The sequence below is a fragment of the Rhizobium sp. NFR03 genome (genome assembly GCF_900111275.1).
Lineage (GTDB): Bacteria > Pseudomonadota > Alphaproteobacteria > Rhizobiales > Rhizobiaceae > Ferranicluibacter.
Window position 1 is genome coordinate 417,489 of record NZ_FOGR01000002.1, and the last position, 22,359, is coordinate 439,847.

Annotated in this window: 21 protein-coding genes and 1 tRNA gene; 10 read left to right on the forward strand and 12 right to left on the reverse strand. The window is 63.1% G+C overall.

The window, feature by feature from the left end; genetic code table 11:
• Positions 1-94: 94 nt before the first annotated feature.
• Positions 95-1,135 (forward strand): aldo/keto reductase, encoded by a 1,041-nt coding sequence (locus tag BSG19_RS07250; protein ID WP_092986326.1) that lies wholly within the window; start codon positions 95-97, stop codon positions 1,133-1,135.
• Between the two features lie 118 nt (positions 1,136-1,253).
• Positions 1,254-2,405 carry a GAF domain-containing sensor histidine kinase gene (locus BSG19_RS07255; protein ID WP_092986328.1) on the forward strand — a complete coding sequence of 384 codons (1,152 nt, stop codon included), beginning with the start codon at positions 1,254-1,256 and terminating at the stop codon, positions 2,403-2,405.
• A 22-nt stretch (positions 2,406-2,427) separates the two neighbouring features.
• Here the strand turns inward: BSG19_RS07255 and dapD are convergent, their stop codons facing one another.
• Positions 2,428-3,285: a 2,3,4,5-tetrahydropyridine-2,6-dicarboxylate N-succinyltransferase gene (dapD, locus tag BSG19_RS07260; RefSeq protein WP_092986330.1), complete on the reverse strand. Its 858-nt coding sequence runs from the start codon at positions 3,283-3,285 to the stop codon at positions 2,428-2,430.
• Between the two features lie 166 nt (positions 3,286-3,451).
• Here dapD and BSG19_RS07265 point away from each other — a divergent pair, with 166 nt between their 5' ends.
• Complete coding sequence (locus tag BSG19_RS07265; protein ID WP_092986332.1) at positions 3,452-4,351, forward strand: LOG family protein; 900 nt, start codon at positions 3,452-3,454, stop codon at positions 4,349-4,351.
• An 81-nt stretch (positions 4,352-4,432) separates the two neighbouring features.
• Complete coding sequence (locus tag BSG19_RS07270) at positions 4,433-4,849, forward strand: pyridoxamine 5'-phosphate oxidase family protein (RefSeq protein ID WP_092986334.1); 417 nt, start codon at positions 4,433-4,435, stop codon at positions 4,847-4,849.
• 86 nt (positions 4,850-4,935) lie between these two features.
• Here the strand turns inward: BSG19_RS07270 and BSG19_RS07275 are convergent, their stop codons facing one another.
• On the reverse strand, positions 4,936-5,454 hold the full coding sequence (locus BSG19_RS07275) for an EF-hand domain-containing protein (RefSeq protein WP_170865890.1): 519 nt from the start codon (positions 5,452-5,454) through the stop codon (positions 4,936-4,938).
• A gap of 206 nt (positions 5,455-5,660) precedes the next feature.
• Complete coding sequence (locus BSG19_RS07280) at positions 5,661-6,374, reverse strand: pyrimidine 5'-nucleotidase (protein ID WP_092986338.1); 714 nt, start codon at positions 6,372-6,374, stop codon at positions 5,661-5,663.
• 105 nt (positions 6,375-6,479) lie between these two features.
• Between BSG19_RS07280 and BSG19_RS07285 the strand changes: the two genes are divergently transcribed.
• The gene (locus BSG19_RS07285; protein WP_092986340.1) at positions 6,480-7,112 is read left to right on the forward strand and encodes a histidine phosphatase family protein; all 633 of its coding nucleotides are present in this window, start codon (positions 6,480-6,482) and stop codon (positions 7,110-7,112) included.
• A 4-nt stretch (positions 7,113-7,116) separates the two neighbouring features.
• Here the strand turns inward: BSG19_RS07285 and argB are convergent, their stop codons facing one another.
• Complete coding sequence (argB, locus tag BSG19_RS07290) at positions 7,117-8,004, reverse strand: acetylglutamate kinase (protein WP_092931858.1); 888 nt, start codon at positions 8,002-8,004, stop codon at positions 7,117-7,119.
• Positions 8,005-8,241: 237 nt separating this feature from the next.
• Between argB and BSG19_RS07295 the strand changes: the two genes are divergently transcribed.
• Positions 8,242-8,982: an anti-sigma factor gene (locus tag BSG19_RS07295; protein ID WP_092987289.1), complete on the forward strand. Its 741-nt coding sequence runs from the start codon at positions 8,242-8,244 to the stop codon at positions 8,980-8,982.
• Positions 8,983-9,102: 120 nt separating this feature from the next.
• Positions 9,103-9,597 (forward strand): peptide-methionine (R)-S-oxide reductase MsrB, encoded by a 495-nt coding sequence (msrB, locus tag BSG19_RS07300; RefSeq protein WP_092986342.1) that lies wholly within the window; start codon positions 9,103-9,105, stop codon positions 9,595-9,597.
• 60 nt (positions 9,598-9,657) lie between these two features.
• On the opposite strand, the gene yihA is transcribed toward msrB, so the two are convergent.
• The 4 genes from yihA to rpmH form a co-directional block, all read right to left on the reverse strand.
• Positions 9,658-10,311 carry a ribosome biogenesis GTP-binding protein YihA/YsxC gene (gene yihA / locus BSG19_RS07305; protein ID WP_092986344.1) on the reverse strand — a complete coding sequence of 218 codons (654 nt, stop codon included), beginning with the start codon at positions 10,309-10,311 and terminating at the stop codon, positions 9,658-9,660.
• Positions 10,312-10,378: 67 nt separating this feature from the next.
• Positions 10,379-12,193: a membrane protein insertase YidC gene (gene yidC, locus BSG19_RS07310; RefSeq protein ID WP_170865908.1), complete on the reverse strand. Its 1,815-nt coding sequence runs from the start codon at positions 12,191-12,193 to the stop codon at positions 10,379-10,381.
• On the reverse strand, positions 12,193-12,591 hold the full coding sequence (rnpA, locus tag BSG19_RS07315; protein ID WP_092986348.1) for a ribonuclease P protein component: 399 nt from the start codon (positions 12,589-12,591) through the stop codon (positions 12,193-12,195). The genes yidC and rnpA overlap by 1 nt, the downstream gene beginning before the upstream one ends.
• An 81-nt stretch (positions 12,592-12,672) precedes the next feature.
• Positions 12,673-12,810, reverse strand: a complete 138-nt coding sequence (gene rpmH / locus BSG19_RS07320; protein WP_037104763.1) for a 50S ribosomal protein L34 — start codon at positions 12,808-12,810, stop codon at positions 12,673-12,675.
• Between the two features lie 367 nt (positions 12,811-13,177).
• Between rpmH and BSG19_RS07325 the strand changes: the two genes are divergently transcribed.
• The 3 genes from BSG19_RS07325 to BSG19_RS07335 all read left to right on the forward strand — a co-directional run bounded on the left by BSG19_RS07325 (position 13,178) and on the right by BSG19_RS07335 (position 17,122).
• Entirely contained in the window at positions 13,178-15,277 is a 2,100-nt protein-coding gene (locus BSG19_RS07325) for a methyl-accepting chemotaxis protein (protein ID WP_092986350.1), read from the forward strand.
• A 131-nt stretch (positions 15,278-15,408) separates the two neighbouring features.
• Positions 15,409-16,884: a sensor histidine kinase gene (locus tag BSG19_RS07330; protein WP_244529178.1), complete on the forward strand. Its 1,476-nt coding sequence runs from the start codon at positions 15,409-15,411 to the stop codon at positions 16,882-16,884.
• 161 nt (positions 16,885-17,045) lie between these two features.
• Positions 17,046-17,122, forward strand: a tRNA-Arg gene (locus tag BSG19_RS07335).
• A gap of 47 nt (positions 17,123-17,169) precedes the next feature.
• On the opposite strand, the gene BSG19_RS25995 is transcribed toward BSG19_RS07335, so the two are convergent.
• The 4 genes from BSG19_RS25995 to putA form a co-directional block, all read right to left on the reverse strand.
• Complete coding sequence (locus tag BSG19_RS25995; RefSeq protein ID WP_092986354.1) at positions 17,170-17,322, reverse strand: hypothetical protein; 153 nt, start codon at positions 17,320-17,322, stop codon at positions 17,170-17,172.
• Between the two features lie 34 nt (positions 17,323-17,356).
• The gene (locus BSG19_RS07345) at positions 17,357-17,842 is read right to left on the reverse strand and encodes a DUF1810 domain-containing protein (protein ID WP_092986356.1); all 486 of its coding nucleotides are present in this window, start codon (positions 17,840-17,842) and stop codon (positions 17,357-17,359) included.
• Between the two features lie 83 nt (positions 17,843-17,925).
• A complete protein-coding gene (locus tag BSG19_RS07350) occupies positions 17,926-18,522 on the reverse strand; it encodes an IMPACT family protein (protein WP_092987290.1) in 597 nt (198 codons plus the stop codon).
• Positions 18,523-18,622: 100 nt separating this feature from the next.
• Positions 18,623-22,282 (reverse strand): trifunctional transcriptional regulator/proline dehydrogenase/L-glutamate gamma-semialdehyde dehydrogenase, encoded by a 3,660-nt coding sequence (gene putA, locus BSG19_RS07355; protein ID WP_170865909.1) that lies wholly within the window; start codon positions 22,280-22,282, stop codon positions 18,623-18,625.
• Positions 22,283-22,359: the final 77 nt, after the last annotated feature.

The following is a 22,359-nucleotide window of genomic DNA, read 5'->3' on the forward strand; positions in this document are numbered from 1 at the left end:
ACGTACGCATGATGACGCTGGACCTGCGCTTGCCTTGCACTAGCTGTAGGCCGACACACGAATAACGATCCACTTCGACAGGATGGGAACGACCATGCGCTACAACCAGCTTGGCAATACCGGCCTCTTCGTCTCCGAACTGTGCCTGGGGACGATGACCTTCGGCTCGGCGGACGATCCGCGATGGGGGCCGATCGCCGATGTGGATCAGGACGCTGCCGACCGCATCGTCGAGCGGTCGCTCGCCGCCGGCATCAACTTCATCGATACAGCCGATGTCTATTCCTTCGGCCAGTCCGAGCGACTGCTGGGACAGGCGCTGAAGAACAATGCAGTCGCCCGCAAGGATGTGATCATCGCCACCAAGGTCTACGGCGTGATGAGCGACAGGCCCAACGACCGCGGCGCTTCCCGCGGCCACATCATGGACTCGGTCGAGGCCAGTCTGGAGCGGCTGCAGACCGACCATATCGACCTCTACCAGATCCACGCCACCGATCCCGTCACGCCGATCGACGAGACCCTGCGTGCGCTCGACGATCTCGTCTCGCGCGGGCTCGTCAGGTATATCGGCGTCTCCAACTGGCAGGCCTGGCGGATCGCCAAGGCCCTCGGCATCTCCGAGCGCAAGGGTTACGCGCGCTTCGATAGTCTTCAGGCCTATTACTCGATTGCAGGGCGGGACCTCGAGCGGGAGCTTGCTCCCTTGCTGCTGGAGGAAAAGCTCGGCCTTATGGTCTGGTCGCCGCTGGCCGGCGGGCTTCTGTCCGGCAAATATGGCCCGGGAGCGCCCGGAAATGGCGAGGGCCGCCGCGCGACCTTCGACTTCCCGCCTGTCGATAAGGACCGTGCATGGGCCTGCGTCGCCGCGATGCGCGAGGTCGGGGAAAAGCATGGCGTGAGCGTTGCCGAGGTCGCGCTCGCCTATATCCTCGCCAAGCCCTTCGTCAGCACCGTCATCATCGGCGCCAAGCGGCTGGAGCAGCTGGAGCAGAACCTGAAGGCCACCGAGGTCCGGCTGGACGCCGGCGATCTCGACCGTCTGGACGCGGTCAGCGCACTCGCTCCGGAGTATCCCGGCTGGATGCTGGAGCGGCAGGGCGCCAACCGGCGCCCGGAGCCTTTCAAAGGTTAGGCAACCCGACCGAACGGAGCATCTTTGGACAGATGCTCCGCTGTGGCCATTGCTTGTGGGTGTGTGAAGGGTTACCCTCCCAACCACGTCAAATGTTCTGTTTCCCGAGAGTATACCGTTGCCCGATCTGGCCGCCGAATCCGTCGATATCGTCTCCAGGATCGATGCCGTACCGAAAGTTCTCGATGTCGTCTGCCGCGTGACCGGCATGGGCTTTGCCGCCGTAGCCCGCGTCACGGAAAGCCGGTGGATTGCCTGCGGCGTTCTCGACACGATCGACTTCGGCCTTTCCCCGGGCAAGGAACTCGCCGTCGAGACGACCATCTGCAACGAGATCCGCGGTCATCGCGAGGTGGTCATCATTGAAAATGTGGCCGAAGACCCGAATTTCTGCACGCATCACACGCCTGCCCAGTATGGTTTCCAGAGCTATATCTCAGCTCCGATCGTTCTCTCCGATGGTTCCTTCTTCGGCACGCTCTGCGCCATCGATCCCGCGCCGAACAAGATCGATACGCCGGCTATCATCGAGATGTTCCGGCTGTTTGCCGAACTGATCGGCTTCCATGTCGATGCTCATCGCCAGATGGAGCAGGACCGCCACGCCAACGAGTTGCGCGAACAGTTCATCGCGGTTCTCGGCCATGATCTCCGCAATCCACTGGCTTCGATCGACGCGGGCACGCGCATGCTGGCCCGCACCGATCTCAGCGACAAGTCGAAGACGGTCGTGGATCTCATGCGCGCCAGCGTGGTGCGCATGTCGGGCCTCATCGACAACGTGCTGGACTTTGCCCGCGGGCGACTGGGCGGCGGACTGGCCGTGGAGCAGGCCGAGCGCGTGCCGCTGCGGCCGGTTCTGGAGCATGTGGTCGCGGAACTGACCATCGCCAATCCCGGCCGGGCGATCGAGACGGATTTCAGCGATTGCCTCGTGCGGTGCGACGAGGGCCGTATGGGCCAGCTCGTTTCCAACCTCGTTGCAAACGCGCTGACGCATGGCAACGCCGATAGCCCGATCCGGGTGAAAACGGCAGAGGTCGGGCCGGAGTTCGTCGTCAGCGTCAGCAATTCAGGCAAGCCGATTCCGCAGGCCGTGCAGCGCGATCTGTTCAAGCCCTTCGTGCGGGCGACGGTCGAGCATGGACGCGAAGGCCTGGGCCTCGGGCTCTACATTGCCTCGGAGATCGTCAAGGCGCATGGCGGCAGGATCGAGGTCACGTCGAACGAAGCGGAAACCTGCTTTACCTGCCGGATTCCGCTTCGCTGAACAGCGTCTCCGATGTTTGCGCTCAGTCGCGCAGCAGCTCGTTGATCCCCGTCTTGGAGCGGGTCTTCTCATCCACGCGCTTCACGATCACGGCGCAGTACAGTGCCGGCGCCGGCTGGCCGTTGCCCATGACCTTGTCGGATGCCAGCGCGCCAGCGACCACGACAGAGTAGGGCGGCACTTCGCCATAAGTGATCTCGCCGGTGGCGCGATCGACGATCCGGGTGGACTTGCCGATGAAGACGCCCATGCCGAGCACCGAGCCTTCCCGGATGATGCAGCCTTCCACGACTTCGGAACGCGCGCCGATGAAGCAGTTGTCCTCGATGATCGTCGGGCCGGCCTGCATCGGCTCCAGCACGCCGCCGATGCCGACGCCGCCGGACAGGTGCACATGGGCACCGATCTGGGCGCAGGAGCCGACGGTGGCCCAGGTATCGACCATCGTGCCCTCGCCGACATAGGCGCCGAGGTTGACGAAGGACGGCATCAGGATGGCGTTCGGCGCGATATAGGCCGAGCGGCGCACGACGCAGTTCGGCACGGCGCGGAAGCCGGCGTTCTCGAACTCGTTCGCGCTCCAGCCGTCGAACTTGGAAGGCACCTTGTCCCACCAGGTCGAGCCACCCGGGCCACCCTTGACGATTTCCATCGGGTTGAGCCGGAAGGAGAGAAGAACCGCCTTCTTCAGCCACTGGTTGACGGTCCAGTTGCCGTCGGATGCGCGCTCCGCGACGCGAACCTTGCCGCTATCCAGAAGATTGAGCGCCGTTTCCACGGCGTCGCGCACCTCGCCTTTCGTGCCCGTCGTCACCGCGTCGCGGTTGTCGAAGGTGGTCTCGATCGTGGAAGCGAGAAAGGCAAGATCGTGGGAGGTCATCGCAAATCCTAAAAGTCCGGGCTGTTTCCAACGCTGTAGAGCATGATGCCCGAGATTTGAAGCGTTTTTCGGTTGCGGCGCACCGGGAGGCACGGTCTATGTCTCGGGATCGTAAGTGATGAGATTCGCCGGCCGTTGCCGCGGCAGGCGCTGGAGACGAGACCCGATGACACGGATGAAGAAGCGAAATTTGCGGCGCAAGGACGGGGTGTGGGATCCGCTTGCAGACAGCGCGCAGGCACGAACCCGTGCCGCCAGTGTCGAAAAGACGCCGCAATCGCTCTCGCCGTCCTATCGTCTCGCTTATGCCGACGCGGATTTCCTCTGCCGCGAGGAGTTGCGGCCGATCCGCCTTCAGCTTGAATTGCTGAAGACCGAGATGGCATTGTCCGAACGCGGCATCACCTCCACCGTCGTCATGTTCGGCGGCGCCCGCATTCCCGAGCCGGGCAAGGACGCGTGGGCTGCGAAAAACGAGACGCAGCGCAAAAACCTGACCGCGGCCTCGGTCTACTACGACGAAGCCCGCAAGTTCGCGCGGCTCTGCTCGGAGCATTCGGCACAGTCCGACTACAAGGAATTCGTCGTCGTCACGGGCGGGGGGCCGGGTGTCATGGAGGCGGGCAACCGAGGAGCGGCCGATGTCGGCGCGCCGTCCATCGGGCTCAACATCGTGCTGCCGCACGAGCAGGCGCCGAACCCCTACGTCACGCCGGACCTCAGCTTCAACTTTCACTATTTCGCGATCCGCAAGATGCACTTCCTCGTGCGTGCCAAGGCCGTTACGGTGTTTCCGGGCGGTTTCGGCACGCTGGACGAACTGTTCGAAACGATGACGCTGATGCAGACCGGGCGCATGGCGCTGGTGCCGCTCATCCTGTTCGGGGAGGCATTCTGGCGTTCGATCCTGGATTTCGATGCACTCGCCGCCTTCGGCACCATCGCGCCTGATGATGTCGATCTGATCCAGTTTGTCGATACCGCCGACGAGGCCTGGGACATCATCGCCCGCTTCTACGGCAGCGTCGATCCCGCATCCCTGCCGCTGGCATCCGGCGAGCGATAAGGTACTTCGTCGCGCCAAGCGAAGAGGCAACAAGTTGGTCCGGCCCGCGTTCTCCTCGGTCACGAAGAGGAGCCTCAGGCCATGACCAACAAGAACCTTTCCGAACTCGCCGAAAAGATGCGCGACATCGATATCTGCATGCTCTCCACCCATACCGATGGTGGCGCGATCGCCGGCCGGCCGATGAGCAACAACCGCGACGTCGAGTACGACGGCACGTCCTATTATTTCACGCTGGAAGACACGCGTACGGTGGATGACATCAAGGCAGACCCCAAGGTCGCGTTGGCCTTTCAGGGCGCCAAGGCCTTCCTGGTAGCCGTCGAAGGCAAGGCGGACCTCGTTCGTGACAAGGACGCCTTCAAGGAACACTGGTCCGCGGATATCGACAAGTGGTTCGCCGACGGCATCGACACCGAAGGCCTCGTGCTCATCAAGGTCGTGGCGGAGCGCGCCCACTACTGGGACGGCGAGGACGAAGGCGAGGTCACCCTGTAACCCTCGGGACGCAAGACCTGTCAAAACGAAAAATGCCCCGTTTCCGGGGCATTTCTGTGTGAACGGCTGGGGATTTATACCTTTGCCTAGATCTTCCGGGTAAGGTCGGCCGCGTCGATGAAGCCATCACCGTTCGCGTCCCGCTTCTGGAAGCGCTCACCTGCCGCCGACGTAACCTCCGCCAAGGAGAGCGAGCCGTTCTTGTCGGTGTCGGCACGCTTGAACATGCGGGGACCCATGGCCGGGATCATGGTCGGGCGGAGTTCCTGAAGCTTGGCGCGCGCTTCCTGACGCTCAGGACCCTTGTCAGATTTGCGCATCTCGGCACGCGCCGCCTTGAAAGCCTCGCGCTTGGCCTTGACTTCGTCCTGCGTTACCTGCCCGTTCTTGTCCGCATCGAAGGCTGCGAAGGCACGCGATGCCGCGGCTTCGGCTTCGCTGCGTGAAACCTTGCCGTCCTTGTCCGTATCCAGCTGCTTGATCGTCCACTCGGCGCGCTGCTCGCGCGTCGGGCCGTTATGCTTGGCGGCAAATGAGGGCGTTGCCAGGGTCGAGGCGGCGATGGCGATGGCGGAAAAGCCGAGGATGAGGGTCTTGCTTGTCATGGGTCGTCCTTGTCTGGGCGCATGCGCCATCGTCCTGAAAGGCAGGATGTGGCTGCATGCCGTGCTTGGGGGATGCGGTGCCGCTTTATACCAGGGCTGACCGCAGCGTGTTCGTCCCTGAGATCAAGGATAGAGGAGACGCCGGCAGGCACCAGTTAAACTTCGGTAATGATGGCCGGGCCTCAGCCTCGAACGCAGGTTCGGTCTCAGGCCGACGGCACAAGACGCCGCAGAAAGCCGGCAAGATCTTCCGTCACGAAATCGATATCTGCGTTCCCGTCCTCGCTCTGCTCCCAGGCCTCTACAAACGTATCTTCGAGGTTCTGCGGCACCAGCAGAACGGTCTTCATGCCCAGCGCCTTGGGCACCGTCAGATTGCGCGGCAGGTCCTCGAACATGGCGGCATGGCGGGTATCGACGCGGTTGAGGCTCATGAACTTGTCATAGGTCGCGCCCGCCGGCTTCGGCACGTAGTCGGCCGCAACGATGTCGAAAATGTCATCGAAGTGATCGAGAATGCCAAGCGCCCGTGCTGCCATCTGCGCATGGATGACGGTGCCGTTCGTGAAGATGAACTTGCGCCCCGGCAGCGCCTTGATCGCGTCACCCAGCTCCGGATCCGGCGGAATGACATTGTAGTCGATGGCATGCGCCTTCTGCAGGAAATCGTTCGGATCGATGCCGTGATGAACCATCAGGCCTTTCAATGTCGTGCCGTGGTCACGGTAATACTGCTTCTGCAGCAGCTTGGCATCGGCAGGCTCCATCTGCAGCAGCTCGGCCACGAAGGCCGTCATGTTACGGTCGATCTGGGAGAACAGGTTGACGCGGTGCGGATAGAGCGTGTTGTCCATGTCGAACACCCACTCTGTGACATGGGCGAAATCGTCGATGGTCGGAAGTCTGTCGATAGATGTCATGAGGGCCTGTTCCGGGAATGCGACGTCGGGCGCCAGAGAAGAGCAGCGGAGAAAGATGCTACGTAAGCTGACAAACTATAAGTGTGCTGCGATAAGGGAACAGCCATGAGAACCATATTCGTCGTTACGCATCCAGAATCCGCGCACCATGTCGAAAAACGCGTCGGAGGATGGTTCGATACCGGTTTGACGAAACGGGGGCAGGCGCAGGCTGGCGCCATCGCGCAAGCGCTCCTCGCGCGGATCGGCAACCGGCCTGTCGAGATCTTCAGTTCCGATTTGCTGCGCGCCTCCGAAACGGCCGACACGATCGCCGATCTGTTCCGAACCGGAATCACGGTCAACCGCGACCTCAGGGAAATGAGCTACGGCGCCGCCGAAGGGCGGCCGCAGGAATGGCTCGACCTTCGGCATGAAGCCATTCCGGAAGATGACCGCCTCGACTATCGCAACAGTCTGACGGGCGGCGAGAGCCGGCGAGAGCTGGCAACCCGCATCTATGGCGCGATGGATGCGATCATGGCCCGTCCCGGCGATTGCCAGATCGTCGTGACCCACGGCTTTGCCTTGACCTTCGTCGTGGCGAAGTGGATCGGCATGCCGATCCACTCGGCCGGCTGGGTCGCTTTCAAGGTCGCGTCGGGCAGCATCACCCATCTCGAACAGGACGATCTGTGGCAGAGCCGGGCGGTCGTGTCGCTCGGCGATATCGACCACCTCGACAAGGTTGCGGACTGACCGCTCAGGGAACGATCAGGGTTCCCGCGCCATGCTCGGTGAAGATCTCGAGCAGCACCGAATGCGCCGTCTTGCCGTTGAGAATGACGACGCCCTGAACACCGGCCTTGATGGCCTCGATGCAGGTCTCGACCTTGGGGATCATGCCGCCGGAAATCGTGCCGTCTGCGATCAGCGCCAGAGCCTCCGCTACGGAGAGCTCCTTGATCAGCTCCTTGTTCTTGTCGAGCACGCCGGGAACGTCCGTAAGAAACAGGAGGCGTGTCGCATTGAGCGCGCCCGCGATGGCGCCAGCGAAGGTATCGGCATTGATGTTGTAGGTCGCGCCGTCGCGGCCGGGAGCGACCGGGGCGATGACGGGAATCATTTCCGACTTCGCCAGGAGATCGAGAAGTGTCCGATCCACCTCGATCACCTCACCGACGAAGCCGAGATCGAGCACGCGCTCGATATTGCTGTCGGGATCGATAACTGTCTTGCGGGCCTTTTCGGCAAAGACCATGTTGCCGTCCTTGCCGCAAAGGCCGATCGCCCATTCGCCGGTCTGGTTGATGAGCGCCACGATCTCCTTGTTGATCGAGCCGGCCAGAACCATCTCGACGATCTCGACGGTCTTCGCGTCGGTGACGCGCAGGCCACCCTCGAACTTCGATTCGATGCCCATCTTGGTCAGCATCGCGCCGATCTGCGGGCCGCCGCCGTGCACGACGATCGGGTTGACGCCGGACTGCTTGAGGAGCGCGATATCGGCGGCGAAAGCCTTGCCGAGTTCCGGATCCCCCATGGCATGTCCGCCATATTTCACGACGATCGTCTTGTTCTCGTAACGCTGCATATAGGGCAGGGCCTGCGCGAGAAGACGGGCCTGAATTTCGCTTTCGGATGGGGACATGTCGGAAACCTTCGGAATCGATGCGGATGCTGTTTAGCGCAAGTTTTTTCTCGGGGGAATGATCGGAAGGTAATATAACGGCATGATGACAGCTGGAAATGGCTGCACGTCACGGCATGTTCGGGCAAACATGAACCCTGCGGCGTAAAACCCATGGAAAATACGCCGAACCATGCGTATGATCCGATCCATCATCCGCTTGGCATGGCCGCGGTTCTAGGCGAGCACATTGACATCATGACGACAGAAAACGCGAAGAGTGGCGATTCCCGCCTCGATCAGGTCATTGCCGGAGAATACGTCCTCGGCGTTCTCTCTCCGGAAGACCGGCAGAAGGTCGAGGCGCGCATGACGCTCGACCGGAACTTCGCAGCCATGGTGGACCATTGGCGGAGCAACATGCTGACGGTCGACCAGACGCCGCGGCCGACCCGCCGCGCGCCGCGCCGCCCGTCTCCCTTCGCCGAACCGATGGCCGTACGGGCCCGCCCTCAGGGTGAACGCGTGCCGGTCTTCAACGTTGCCATCTGGAACTCGGCTGCCTTCTGGCGCGGCGTCGCCTGCATCGCGATTGTCGGCCTCGTGGCAACCGGCGTTTCCCAGTCCGGCCTCTTCGCTCCTTCACCGACCCGTGGTCCGACGACCAGCCTCAGCCTTGCGGGGTCCGATCTGGCGCTGACGGCCCGTTACGACGCCGACAGCGGCCGCCTTCGGCTTGCACCGGTCGCAGCCGCCGCCAGTGCTCCCGGTGTGGCGGATGCAAAGTCTCTCGAAGTCTGGCTCACGCCGGAGGGTGCGGCACCCGTCTCGCTTGGCGTGGTCAATACGAACAGCCATGGCGAGATCGTCGTGCCCAAGGCGGTACGGACACGCCTGCGCGACGGTGCCACTGTCACGCTCAGCCTGGAGCCGGCAGGCGGTTCGCCAACGGGCGCTCCGACCGGCAAGATCCTCAGCAGCGGTATTGTCGGTCGCTAAGGAAAAGGGTGCAGGCATCTGACGATGCTCACGCGGGTTTGATCGGCAGGCTGCTATCTGGACGGTTCAGACAGGCGTAGAACGACCGCGCAGGCTTCACATCGCCTGCAAGGAGGTCCCATGCTCAGCCGCCGCTTCTTTCTCCTGACCGGCACGGCCGGCCTTGCCGCTTTTGCCTTGAAGAACGAGATCGCTCCCTTCGCCGCGGCAGAAACCTTTGCTGTGACGAAGACGGATGCCGAATGGAAGGCGATGCTCGGCGACGAGCAATACCGGATCCTGCGGCACGAAGACACGGAGCGTCCGTTTACGAGCGCGCTCAACGAGGAGAAGCGCAAGGGCACGTTCCAGTGCGCCGGTTGCGCCCTTCCGGTCTATTCCTCCGAGACGAAATTCGACAGCGGCACGGGCTGGCCGAGCTTCTGGCAGGCACTGCCCGATGCTGTGGGAACACGCACCGACACCTCGTTTCTGATGGTGCGGACCGAATGTCATTGCAGTCGTTGTGGTGGCCATCTCGGGCACATCTTCGACGATGGCCCGAAGCCGACCGGAAAGCGCCATTGCATCAATGGCCTGTCGATGACCTTCGTGCCGGGGGCGGCACCAGCCTGATAACCTTCATTGCGGGCGAGACGCGGCAGGCCGGCCGCGCCGCAGGATTGTCAGATCATGTCAGTCCCGGATCGCGGTGAGGATTGCCGCGCGCAATTCGTCAAGGCCATCGCCCTTTTCGGATGAGGTCGCAACGATTTCCGGGAAGGCCGCAGGGCGCTTGCGAATCTTCTCCAGCGTCTCCGCCATCAGATGCGGAACGGCACCCGCCTTGATCTTGTCCGTCTTCGTCAGGACCACCTGATAGGATACGGCGGCCTTGTCGAGCAGCGACAGGACGTCATCGTCGTTCTTCTTGATGCCGTGGCGGCTGTCGATCAGAACATAGACCCGCTTCAGCGTGGCGCGGCCGCGCAGATAGTCGAACACCAGCTTCGTCCAGGCATCCACATGCGCTTTCGGCGCCTGTGCATAGCCATAGCCCGGCATGTCGATCAGCGCCATCGGCGGCAGATCGCCGTCAGCACCCGAATATCCGTCCGGCACGAAATAGTTGAGCTCCTGCGTCCGTCCGGGCGTATTGGAGGTGCGCGCGAGACCCTTCTGCCCCACAAGCGCGTTGATCAGCGAGGACTTGCCGACATTCGAGCGCCCGGCAAAGGCGATCTCCGTCGGCCCTTCGGGCGGCAGGAACTCCATGGAGGGAACGCCGCGAATGAAGATCCAGGGATTGCCGAACATCGGCTTTTCGTCGTTCAGGGCAGTGTCGGTCATCGGCAGGTCCCTCGGGGGCTGAAAAAGAAAACCCCGGGCTTGCGGCCCGGGGCGGGAAGGTCGGTCGCTATTCCGCAGGCTTCGGTTTTCGCGAGAACAGGCCCTTGATATTGTCGAACAGCTCCACCCTGACGCCATGACGCTTCATGATGAAGGCCTGCTGGATCACGGAAAGCGTGTTGTTCCAGGCCCAGTAGATCACGAGACCGGCCGGGAAGCTCGACAGCATGAAGGTGAAGACCACGGGCATCCAGGTGAAGAGCATGGCCTGCGTCGGATCGGGCGGCGTCGGGTTCATGCGCATCTGCAGGAACATGGTCACACCCATGATCAGCGGCCAGACGCCGATCATCAGCGCGTGCGGAACAGCGTATGGCAGGAGACCGAACAGGTTGAAGAGGGACGTCGGGTCCGGCGCGGACAGGTCCTGGATCCAGCCGAAGAACGGCGCGTGCCGCATTTCGATCGTGACGTAAATGACCTTGTAGAGCGCGAAGAACACCGGGATCTGCAGGAGGATCGGCCAGCAACCCGCGATCGGGTTGATCTTCTCTTCCTTGTACAAAGCCATCATGGCCTGCTGCATGCCCATCCGGTCGTCGCCGAACTTCTTCTTCATCTCCTCCATTTTTGGCTGGATCTTCTTCATGTTCGCCATGGACGCATATTGCTTGCTGGCGAGCGGGAAGAAGAGCGCCTTGACGACGATGGTGGTGAGAAGGATGGCGACGCCGAAATTGCCGAAGAAGCGGAAGAAGAAGTCCATCAGCTTGAACATCGGCTTGGTGATAAAGTAGAACCAGCCCCAGTCGATCAGCAGGTCGAACTTCGGAATGTTGTAGCTCGCCTCATAGCCATCGACGAGCGGCACCTGCTTGGCACCGGCAAAAACGAGGTTGTTCAGCGTCGTCGTCTGGCCGGGCGCAACGGTGATGGCATCCTGCTTGTAGTCGGCCTGATAGCGCGGCCGACCGTCCGTGAAGTGCGCAAAACGCGTCTCGTAAGGCGTTGCCTGCGGCGGGACGATGGTTGCCGCCCAGTATTTGTCGGTGATGCCGAGCCAGCCGCCGGTCGTCTTGCCCGGCTGTGCCGGTGCATTGTCCTCGACCTTGCTGTAGCTGACCTCTTCGAGGCCATGCTCGCCGATGACGCCGATAAAGCCTTCATGCAGGACGTAGACGCTCGGTGTGACCGGCTTGTTGAAGCGGGTCACACGACCATAGGTGGACAGCGCGATGGGTGCGCCCGTCGCGTTCTGGATCGTGTCGTCGATCTTGAACATGAAATGATCATCGATCGAGATGACGCGGGTGAAGACCACGCCCTTCTCGTTGGTAAAGGTCAGCGTGACCGGCGTTGCCGTCGTCAGCTTCGCGCCCTCGGGCGCCGTCCAGACGGTGGATGGGCCGGGTACCGCGCCGGTGGAGGCATCACCGACGTAACCGATTTCCGTGAAATAGCCGTCTGGCGTTTCGGCCGGGCTGAAGAGCGTGATGATCGGGCTCTTGTCGTCGACCGTCTCGTGATACTCCCGCAGCTTCAGGTCGTCGAGACGAGCGCCGGTGAGGTTGATCGAGCCGGACAGCGCCTGCGTGTCGATGACGATGCGGGCAGAGCGGGCGATGGCCTCGTCGCGCGAAGCGCCCTGCGGCACGGCGCCGGGAACGGCGGTCGTGGCCGCGCCGGGAATGGCGCCCGGAATCGAGCCATCGGTCGTGGCGGCGGGCGTCTGAGCCTGTTGCTGGGCCTGTTGCTGGGCTTGCACGGCTTCCTGCGCGACGCGTTCACGCTCCATCTTCGGATTGATGTAGAGAAACTGCCAGGCAATGAGGATCAGCACCGACAGGCCGATCGCGATGAAATAGTTGCGGTTCTTGTCCATCATTCTTTCCTGGAGCCGGCCGGCGGCCGTACCTGTTTCTGCCTGCCTTCGGGAGCGCCTTCGATTCGGGCGCCGAGCATCTTTGCCAGTCTGTCGAAGGGGACGCCAAGCACCTCGCGGCGCGCGACAATCACATAATCGTGGCCGGGTTTCATTGCAAACGCGGCTTGGAGTCTGACGGCCTCGCGCAAGCGGCGGCGCATGCGGTTCCGTTCCACCGCATTGCCATGCTTTTTCGTGACCGTGAAGCCGACGCGGGGAGGCTCGTCCGCCGCCTGTCTGTCGAGCACTTCGAGCAGGAAAACGGAGCCTTTCCGCTTCTCTCCTGCACGCACGGCAAGAAACTGCGGCCGGCTTTTCAGCCGCCCGACAGTTGGTTTGGGATTACCTGACGTCATGCGTCTGGGATCTCTTGTCACCGGCAGCCTCCTGCAAGGCAGGAGAGCCGGCTATGGCGACGGCGCGGACGCCGTGTGCCATTAGGCCGAAAGACGCTTGCGGCCGCGGGCGCGACGGGCAACGATGACCTTGCGGCCGCCCTTGGTAGCAATACGCGCACGGAAGCCGTGACGACGCTTGCGAACAAGCTTGGAGGGTTGGTAGGTACGCTTTGTCATTTATTTTAATACCGCGGTGTGCGGCCCTTCTTGGGTTGCTTCCTTAAGCAAGCAGCGTTTCTGTCAAGGCACGGCAGAGCCGGCAAGCACGGAGCTCACCCGCCATTTGGTTCCCGGACGTGCGGCGGCTTATAAGAATAAAAGTGTCAAAGTCAATCGCCGGCCCGGTTTCAGGGCGTTTTTCACGCGATAAAGGGTCTTGGCTCAGGCGGTCTCGCTGCGGGTGCCCCTTGCGGCGGGGGCTGGCGTGTCCGATGAATCGCCCGCCTGCGCTACAACCTTGTTAACCAGTTACAGATAATTTGCTCCCACATGCGTAGGAGGCGGGGACTCTCCTGCGGAAATACCGTTGGAGGGGACGCGGGCCATGCGCATACGCGGTAAGATTTCACTGATCGTCATCGTCATGAGCGCGGTCACGCTTGTCGTCGCCGGGATGGCGCTTGCCGTCGTTGCCCGTTACGACACCCACCTTGCCGCCTATAAAAGCGCTTCCGAGCGCGCTTATAACGGCGAGAAACTCAACCGCCTCGTGACCGCCGTCGTCATGGATGCCCGCGGCATCTATGCTGCGCCCACGACGGAAAAGGCCGAGCCCTTTGCCGAGGGTCTGTTGAAGACGCTCGACAAGATCGACGTGCTCACCGCCGAGTGGCGTCCGCTCGTTCCGCAGGCGGATCTGCCGGCGTTCGAAGCGGTGGTCGCCCGTGCCGCCGAATTCCGCACGTTCCGCACCGAGACTGCGCGCCTTGCGCGTGCCGTTTCTGTCGAGGCTGCCAACGCCCAAGGGAATACCGATCAGAACCGCGCCAACCGCAAGGCTTTCCAGGCCGAGATCGATGCCGTCGTCACCAAGGACAAGGCCGATCTTGCCGACATTCAGGCCGGGATCGATGGCATCGGACGGCAGATGACCATCATGATCGCGGCGACCGCTCTTATTGGTCTCGCGGCTGGCCTGCTGGTTGCCGTCTCCATTGCCCGCCGCGAACTCAGCCGCCCCATCTCCGACCTGACCCGGTCCATGACGGCGCTTGCCGGAGGCGATCTCGATGTCGATCTTCCCCAGGCCCGGCGGTCTGACGAGATCGGCGAGATGGCGCGCGCCGTCGAGGTGTTCAGGAGCAACGGCCTGACAGCCCGGCGCACGAGCAGCGAAGACAGCGCTCTTCGCGAAAAGACAGCTGACCTGCAAGTCAGCATGGCGCATGTCGTTGAAGCCGCCGCCGCCGGCGATTTCTCCCGCCGCATCACGCGAACCTACGGGGAGCCGAGCCTCGACCGCTTTGCCGGCGATATGAACGAACTCGTCACAGCCGTCGATCGCGGTATCGGAGAGACCGGCCGCGTGATCGCAAGCCTTGCGCAGGGGGACCTGACCCAGCCGATGACCGGCGAGTTCCAGGGCGCGTTTGCAGACCTCCAGCGCAATGTGAACGAGACGCTCTCCGTTCTTCAGAGGACGCTGGGGGAGGTCCGCTCGACGACGCTCGAGATCACCGGAAATTCAAGCGAACTGCGTTCGGCCACCGATGACCTTGCCAAGCGTACCGAACAGCAGGCGGCTTCGCTGGAGCAGACATCGGCCTCACTCGGCCAGATCACGGTTGCCGTCCAGACCTCGACGGAACGTGCCCAGGAAGCCACCGTCATCGTGACCCAGGCCAAGGAGGCCGCAGCCCAGTCCGGCACCGTCGTGCGCAGCGCGGTCGATGCCATGGGCCGGATCGAACAGGCCTCGAGCGAGATCGGTAAGATCACCAACGTCATCGACGAAATCGCTTTCCAGACCAATCTTCTCGCGCTCAATGCGGGCGTCGAAGCCGCACGCGCAGGCGAAGCTGGCAAGGGCTTTGCGGTCGTCGCCCAGGAAGTGCGGGAACTCGCCCAGCGGGCGGCACGCGCTGCCAAGGATATCAAGGTGCTCATCGCCAAGTCCGGTGCCGAAGTGTCCACCGGGGTGCAGCTCGTGCAGGAAACCGGGCAGGTTCTCGGAGAAATCGAAAGCCGCGTCCTCTCGATCACGGATCATATCCATTCGATCGCTGCCGCCGCACGTGAGCAGGCCACCGGCCTCGGCGAGGTGTCCTCGGCCGTGAACCAGATGGACAAGGTGACCCAGCAGAATGCCGCGATGGTGGAAGAGGCGAACGCCGCCACACACAGGCTTTCCACCGAGGCGGAAAACCTTGCGCAGATGATCGGCCATTTCCGGCTGGATCAGAGCCGCCCTGTTGCTGCCTATGCGACGTCCAGCACGCGGTCTGCGCCGGCGGTTCGCCCGGCACCCGTGAAGGCCGCGCCGCTGCGCACAGTCGTGCCCAAACCCGTCTCGGCCACGTCCCGTCCTGTCGCGTCTCCAGCGCGCAAGATGATGGGCTCCGTTGCCCGCGCCTTCTTAGCCGGCCCCGCCACCCACGCCACACCGGCCCCCGCGGCCTCGCAGGATAACTGGGAGGAATTTTGAGGAGACCTGTGTCGGTAAGCCTCAGCTCTCCTGCTTGGACATTCGGCAGGTGTGACCTATAATTCGCGCAATGCGCCGATGAACGGCCGGTTGTGTCCGGCAGGCCGGCGCCATGGGAACGCTGAATGTCGATGGACGCCATGAACGGGACGGCTCTGGATGAGCCGCAGCTGCGCTCGGGGTTTCTGCGCGGCCTTTCCGGCAAGCTCCTGCTGCTGACGATCCTGTTCGTCATGATCGCCGAAATCCTGATTTTCGTGCCGTCCGTGGCGAATATGCGGCTGCGCTGGATGCAGGACAGGCTGAATACGGCGGCGGCAGCGGCCGTCGTGGTGGATGGCCTTCAGAACATGCAGCTATCCGGCCCCGTGCGGGAGGATACGCTGATGGCGACGGGAACCAAGGCGATCGCCTTGCGCCGTGCCGAGGAATCCCGCCTGATTGCGGCCACCGAGATGCCACCCGAAGTGGATGCGAAGTTCGACGTGGCCAATACCGGTGCCGTCGGTGCTATCCGCGATGCATTCGATACGCTGCTCTTCGGCGGCGATCGCACCATCCGCTTCTACGGGCCCATCGGCGAAAGCGATACGCTGATCGAGCTGGTCATGGACGAACGGAGCCTGCGCAAGGCGATGCTCGTCTATGCGCGTTCCGTCTTCCTCGTCTCCATTGGCATTTCTCTTTTTACCGCAACCCTGATCTTCTTCGTCATCAACCGTGTGATGATCGCGCCCATCCGCCGAATGACCGCGAGCATGCGGGATTTCGCGGCCGACCCCGCCGATCCGCGGCGCGTAATGGGACCCTTGCGCGGTCACGACGAGCTCGCCATGGCCGGCCGCCATCTCGCCGCCATGCAGACGCAACTGCAAAAGACCCTGAAACAGCAGAAGAATCTTGCCGATCTCGGTCTCGCCGTGTCCAAGATCAATCACGACATGCGCAACATCCTCTCTTCGGCACAGCTCCTCTCCGACCGGTTGGCCGATGTGGACGATCCCGTGGTGAAGCGATTTGCCCCGACGCTGCTGCGCACCATCGACCGTGCCGTCGGGTATACCAGCGAAGTGCTGGAATATGGCCGCACGACGGAGCCGGAACCGCGGCGCCGCTTTCTTGCCCTGCGTCCGCTGGTGGAGGACGTCGGCGAAGTCCTGGCCATCGATCCGAAGTCGGGTATCGGCTTCGTCATCGTTGTTCCCGACGATCTGGAGGTCGATGCGGATGGGGAGCAGCTTTTCCGCGTTGTGCACAACATCTGCCGCAACGCCGTTCAGGCGCTGGTCAACGAGAATGATCCCGGCAACCCGGTGCGCAACGTCACCGTCTCCGCCATGCGCACCGGCAGCGTGGTCAGCATCACAGTGGATGATACCGGCCCCGGCATGCCGAGGAAGGCGCGGGAGAACCTGTTTGCTCCCTTCAGAGGCTCAGCGCGCTCGGGTGGCACCGGCCTCGGCCTCGCCATTGCCCGCGAACTGGTGCTCGCGCACGGCGGCACCATCGCGCTGGTGGAAAAGGCGACACCCGGCACCCTGTTCCGTATCGAGCTTCCCGATCGTCCTGTGCCCCTTGATGCCTTCCGCTCGCAGGGACGAACCTGAGTCCACAATCTACCGTCATCTCGTCGTTATGAAGAAATAAAACGATTTCAGGTAGATAGGAAATCTCCGACGCAAAATTCCGGAAATTTTCCGAAATTGGCTTGCATTCGTTTCTCCCAGGCTTTAGAGGATCGCCACGCACACAGCAGACGCTGTTGCACGCACCCGTAGCTCAGCTGGATAGAGCATCAGACTACGAATCTGAGGGTCGGACGTTCGAATCGTTCCGGGTGCGCCACTTCTTCTCCCCAAGCAAATCATGATGATACGGCCACCGCAAAGCATTCAGCGCTTGCCGTAGAGATCCTCGACCTTGTCGTCCTGTCGCTCTTTCTCGGCTCGCGACAGCTTGCGCTGGCTGGCGAGGCCGTAGGCGAGCGCAAGGCCGAGAATGGCCGCGCCACCAGCGGTGGCGAATAGCCAGATATAGTTTTCCATGCTTATCTCCTTTGATGTGGGGGCCAGAACAGGTTCATCGTCCGCCCGTCGAAGCATGCAGACGGGCAGGACGGACAGTTACAGGCTTGAGCAGGTCCAGGGTGCGCTGATCCGGCTTGCCGCTGAAGTATCGCTTCAAGGCCGTCTCGAACGGTGCTGCATCACCACCTGCCTCGATTGTGGCGCGGGAAAACAGCGTCATGGACGAGCGGAATTTCAGGTCGTCCGGGCTGGAAAAGATGGAGCGTGCCGTCAATGCATCGTCGAGCCCGTTCACCGTCGTCGTGCACTCCAGCAATCGTCCGCCGAGCAGCGGATGCTCCAGATACGCCTGCGCTTCCGCCAGCCCTGAAATGGCAAAGTGCCGTGCTGTTGGGGAAGACCCCAGACCCTCGATCTGCGGAAAGACGAACCACATCCAGTGCGACCGCTTCTCTCCTGCCGCGAGTTCGTTGAGCGCCTGACGATAGACGCGCGACTGTGCCTCGATGAAGCGGGTGAGGTGGAAGGGATCTTTCATGGCGGTCTCCTGAATGTCAGGTATGACTAACCATCTTGCAGGCCGTTTGTTCGGCCTGTCGATCTTGGGACGATTCCGAGATCCTACACCGCGAGATCATTGTCGAACCGTAGGATCGAACGCCCGCTTGTCACGTCGCTTGCCAGCAGCCTTGCCTGATCGCGCACGCCCTCCGGCACATCAATGACCAGATCGGCGCCCGTCGCGGTGAAAACCTCCTCGATGACGATGCCCCCGAGGCTCACAAGGCGCGCCTTGACCAGCGCGAGGTCTGCAAATGCAACACGCAGGAGGCCGCGCGCCATCGCGATGTGCTCGATGCGTTCCGCCCCATGAAGCGCCATGGCTGCCGTACCGCCATAGGCGCGCATGAGCCCGCCACTGCCGAGCAGGATGCCGCCGAACCAGCGGATGACAAGGACGACGACATGATCGAGCCCTTGCCCGTCAATTGCCTGCAGAATAGGTTTGCCGGCAGTACCTCCCGGTTCCCCATCGTCGTTGAAGCGATAGGTCTGTCCGACCCGCCAGGCCCAGCAATTGTGCGTGGCGGTTGGATCCGACTGCGCGTCGAGAAACGCGCGTGCCTCCGCCTCGTCGGCAATCGGCGCGCAATGCGCGAGAAACCGGCTCTTCTTGATTTCCTGATGGAAACTATGCGGTCGGGCAAGGGTGAGCATGCCGTCTCTTACGGCAAATTCCGCAGCGTTGAAATCCGTCCGAGGAAGGACAAAGAGCCGGAACGACGCATGATCGTCCCGGCTCACGGAGTATCCTTCGTCAGCCGATCGACATCAGGCTGGCATTGCCGCCGGCCGCGGCCGTATTGACGCTGGTGGAGACCTCCTCCAGCAACCAGTTGAGGCAGTAGGCATCCGGATTGCCAATCAGGCTTTCCGTGGTCGCCGCCTGCACGAGAACGAGCGGACCCGGCAAGCCGGCAATGGTCCGGTTCACCGCCTTTACCCGGTCCGCATCCCCTTCGACCAACGCGCCCGAAAACGGGCCGGCTTGTGCCCAGTCCTGGACAAAGGACAGCCGCGTCGCAACGCTCGCCGGTAAGGCAGCCAGATCGCCTTCGAGGCCTGAAGCCGCGTCGATGACGCCGGTATTGCCAGTCGCCAGCACGGCCGAAATCTGACGGATCAGGCCTTCCAGCGTTTGCGGCGCCAGAAGGATCTGCCCGCGCGGATGCAGCGCATAGAGATTGCGCTCGCCGACCGGGCCCGGCATCTCGCTGACGAGGCCGAGCGGGGACAGGCTGCCCGTGTCGCGGGCGTCGGACGCTTCCGCCTTCAGGCCGCGTCCATCGAGCCATTTGGAGAAGTCGTGCAGCGCCGGATCGATGTGGACGGAGCTGACCTGCGGTGGAACCGGCGCAACGCGGACGAGGCGTCCGAGATAGAGCGGTCCGCCAGCTTTCGGTCCCGTACCTGAAAGACCGCGCCCGCCAAAGGGCTGCACGCCCACGACCGCGCCGATGATGTTGCGATTGACGTAGAGATTGCCCGCCTTCACCCGGCTCGTCACATGCGCAATGGTCTCGTCGAGGCGCGTGTGCAGGCCGAACGTCAGGCCGTAGCCGGTCGCGTTGATGTCGTCGATCAGCCGGTCGAGATCGTCCCGCTCATAGCGCAGGACATGGAGCACCGGTCCGAACACCTCGCGGACGAGGTCGGAGAGCTTCGTGATTTCGATGATCGTCGGCGCGACGAAGGTGCCCTGAGCGGTCGCCTCCGGCATGGCGATCTGCTCGACGCGCGCACCGATGCTCCGCATCGCGGCGATATGCCTGTCGATCGTCTCCTTCGCCTCGGATGAAATCACCGGTCCGACATCGACGGACAGCCGGTCGGTGCGGCCGATGTCGAGTTCGTGCAGCGCACCCTTCAGCATGGTCAGCACGCGGTCGGCAACATCCGTCTGCAGGCAGAGGACGCGCAAAGCAGAGCAGCGCTGTCCGGCGCTGTCGAAGGCAGACGCGATGACGTCGGCGACCACCTGTTCGGCAAGGGCCGAGCTATCGACGATCATGGCATTCTGCCCGCCCGTCTCGGCGATCAGAGGGATCGGCTTGCCCTCGGGCGAGAGCCGTCCTGCAAGCTGGGCCTGGATGAGCCGCGCCACTTCCGTCGATCCGGTGAACATCACGCCGGCAACGCCATCCGCCCCGACGAGGGCCGCACCCACGCGCCCGTCGCCCGGCAGGAACTGCAGGACATCTCTCGGAATGCCGGCCTCATGCAGCAGGCGCACGCCTTCGGCGGCGATCAGCGGCGTTTCCTCGGCGGGCTTGGCAAGCACCGGATTGCCGGCAACGAGGGCTGCGGCGATCTGCCCGGTGAAGATGGCCAGCGGGAAATTCCATGGGCTGATGCAGACGATCGGGCCAAGGGCCCCATGCGCCGGACCGAGCGTCCGGCCGGCCTGTTCCGCGTAATAGCGCAGGAAGTCAATCGCCTCGCGCACTTCGGCGATGGCGTTCGGTGCCGATTTTCCGGCCTCGCGCATGATGAGACCGAGGAGGTCGGGCATGCGGGCCTGCATCAGATCCGCGGCACGCGACAGGCAGGCGGCACGCTCGGCCGGAGGCGTCGCGCCCCACCGGGCGGTGGCATCCGCGGCAAGCGCTACCGCCTGCACCGCATCTGCGTCCGAAGCCTCGATAACGGTGCCGACATGGTCGCGCCGGTCGCCGGGGTTCTCGACGGGCCGCGCCTGACCGGCTGGCGTGTCGCCCGCGAGCATGGGTACGGCCGTCCAGTCGGCCGTCGCGCCCTTGACGAAGGTTTCCGACAGCATCGCCAGCGTCGTCTCCGAGGAGAGATCGAGGCCTGCCGAATTGCTGCGGCCGGGATAGAGCGCTGCGGGCAGGCGGATCTTGTCATGCGACGCGCCGGGGGAGGGCATGCCGCGCACGATCTCCACCGGATCGGCGATCAGTTCATCCACGGACACGGCAGGATCGGCGATGCGGTTGACGAAGGACGAGTTGGCACCATTCTCCAGCAGGCGGCGCACGAGATAGGCGAGCAGGGTTTCGTGCGTGCCCACAGGCGCATAGATGCGGCACGGCCGGTTGAGCTTGTCGGCACCCACGACCTCGTCGTACAGCGGCTCGCCCATGCCATGCAGGCACTGGAACTCATAGTCGCCGACGGTGAAATCCGGGCCGGCCATGGCATGAATGGTCGCAAGGCTCTGCGCGTTGTGCGTGGCGAACTGCGGAAAGATCACGTCTTTGGCCGCAAGCAGCTTGCGCGCGCAGGCGATGTAGGAAACGTCGGTATGGATCTTGCGCGTGAAGACCGGGAAGTCTTCGAGCCCGTCCACCTGCGCCCGCTTGATCTCGGCATCCCAATAGGCGCCCTTGACGAGGCGGACCATCATGCGATGGCCGGAGCGACGGGCAAGGTCGATCACGACATCGAGCACCATCGGGCACCGCTTGCCATAAGCCTGAACGACGAAGCCGACACCATGCCAGCCGGAAAGTTCCGGGTCGAGCCGCAGGGCTTCCAGAAGGTCGAGCGACAATTCCAGCCGGTCGGCTTCCTCGGCGTCGATGTTGAGGCCGATGTCATAACGCTTCGCAATCAGCGCCAGCGCCTTCACGCGCGGCAGCAGTTCGTCCATCACGCGCGCCGCCTGCGCCCTGACATAGCGGGGATGCAGCGCCGAGAGCTTGATCGAAATGCCGGGACCCTCATAGATCCCCCGGCCGGCTGCGGCCTTGCCGATGGCATGGATCGCGTTTTCGTAGTCCGCATAGTAGCGCTTGGCGTCGGCCGCCGTCGTTGCGGCCTCACCGAGCATGTCGTAGGAATAGCGGAAGCCGCGGGCTTCCAGAGGGCGAGCGCGCTTCAGCGCCTCCTCGATCGTCTCGCCCGTGACGAACTGCTCTCCCATCATCCGCATGGCCATGTCGACGCCGCGGCGAATGACCGGCTCGCCGGCCCGCGCGATGAGGCGCGTGAGCGCTGCCGAAAGCCCCCGATCGTTGACGGTCGATGTCAGTTTGCCGGTGACGACGAGCCCCCAGGTGGCCGCGTTGACGAAGAGCGAGCGCCCGCCGCCGACATGCGAACGCCAGTCGCCTGTCGCGATCTTGTCGCGGATCAGCGCATCGCGCGTCGCCGTATCGGGAATGCGCAGCAGGGCTTCGGCAAGGCACATCAGCGCCACACCCTCCTGGCTTGACAGCGAATATTCATGCACCAGCCCCTCGACGCCGGAGCCCTTGTGCTTGGCCCGCAATGCGGTGATCAGCCCTCGCGCCGTCTTGGCAGCCTGCATGCGCATGTCGTCCGGCAGCGTCGCCTGTTCCAGCAGAGCAGCGACACAGCTCGTCTCCGGCTGACGATAGGCGCGCGTGACGGCGGCACGAAGCGGCGTCGGAGCGGCGAGGGGAGGTGCGAAAGCCTCGAAAGGAAGCGGCATCGTGTCAAGGGTGGACTTCGGCGACGTCTGGATCATCGGGAGGCCTTTTCGGTGCGAAAACAGGAGGATGCGGTCGT

Bases quoted from the DNA above. Each gene is read 5' to 3' on its own strand.
- BSG19_RS07350 (WP_092987290.1), bottom strand. From the start codon at position 18,522: ATGCTCACCCTTGCCCGACCGCATAGTTTCCATCAGGAAATCAAGAAG.
- BSG19_RS07330 (WP_244529178.1), top strand. From the start codon at position 15,409: ATGGACGCCATGAACGGGACGGCTCTGGATGAGCCGCAGCTGCGCTCG.
- dapD (WP_092986330.1), bottom strand. From the start codon at position 3,285: ATGACCTCCCACGATCTTGCCTTTCTCGCTTCCACGATCGAGACCACC.
- BSG19_RS25995 (WP_092986354.1), bottom strand. From the start codon at position 17,322: ATGGAAAACTATATCTGGCTATTCGCCACCGCTGGTGGCGCGGCCATT.
- BSG19_RS07325 (WP_092986350.1), top strand. From the start codon at position 13,178: ATGCGCATACGCGGTAAGATTTCACTGATCGTCATCGTCATGAGCGCG.
- rnpA (WP_092986348.1), bottom strand. From the start codon at position 12,591: ATGACGTCAGGTAATCCCAAACCAACTGTCGGGCGGCTGAAAAGCCGG.
- yidC (WP_170865908.1), bottom strand. From the start codon at position 12,193: ATGGACAAGAACCGCAACTATTTCATCGCGATCGGCCTGTCGGTGCTG.
- BSG19_RS07250 (WP_092986326.1), top strand. From the start codon at position 95: ATGCGCTACAACCAGCTTGGCAATACCGGCCTCTTCGTCTCCGAACTG.
- BSG19_RS07295 (WP_092987289.1), top strand. From the start codon at position 8,242: ATGACGACAGAAAACGCGAAGAGTGGCGATTCCCGCCTCGATCAGGTC.
- argB (WP_092931858.1), bottom strand. From the start codon at position 8,004: ATGTCCCCATCCGAAAGCGAAATTCAGGCCCGTCTTCTCGCGCAGGCC.
- BSG19_RS07345 (WP_092986356.1), bottom strand. From the start codon at position 17,842: ATGAAAGATCCCTTCCACCTCACCCGCTTCATCGAGGCACAGTCGCGC.
- yihA (WP_092986344.1), bottom strand. From the start codon at position 10,311: ATGACCGACACTGCCCTGAACGACGAAAAGCCGATGTTCGGCAATCCC.
- putA (WP_170865909.1), bottom strand. From the start codon at position 22,282: ATGCCGCTTCCTTTCGAGGCTTTCGCACCTCCCCTCGCCGCTCCGACG.
- BSG19_RS07270 (WP_092986334.1), top strand. From the start codon at position 4,433: ATGACCAACAAGAACCTTTCCGAACTCGCCGAAAAGATGCGCGACATC.
- BSG19_RS07280 (WP_092986338.1), bottom strand. From the start codon at position 6,374: ATGACATCTATCGACAGACTTCCGACCATCGACGATTTCGCCCATGTC.
- BSG19_RS07285 (WP_092986340.1), top strand. From the start codon at position 6,480: ATGAGAACCATATTCGTCGTTACGCATCCAGAATCCGCGCACCATGTC.
- rpmH (WP_037104763.1), bottom strand. From the start codon at position 12,810: ATGACAAAGCGTACCTACCAACCCTCCAAGCTTGTTCGCAAGCGTCGT.
- msrB (WP_092986342.1), top strand. From the start codon at position 9,103: ATGCTCAGCCGCCGCTTCTTTCTCCTGACCGGCACGGCCGGCCTTGCC.
- BSG19_RS07265 (WP_092986332.1), top strand. From the start codon at position 3,452: ATGACACGGATGAAGAAGCGAAATTTGCGGCGCAAGGACGGGGTGTGG.
- BSG19_RS07275 (WP_170865890.1), bottom strand. From the start codon at position 5,454: ATGACAAGCAAGACCCTCATCCTCGGCTTTTCCGCCATCGCCATCGCC.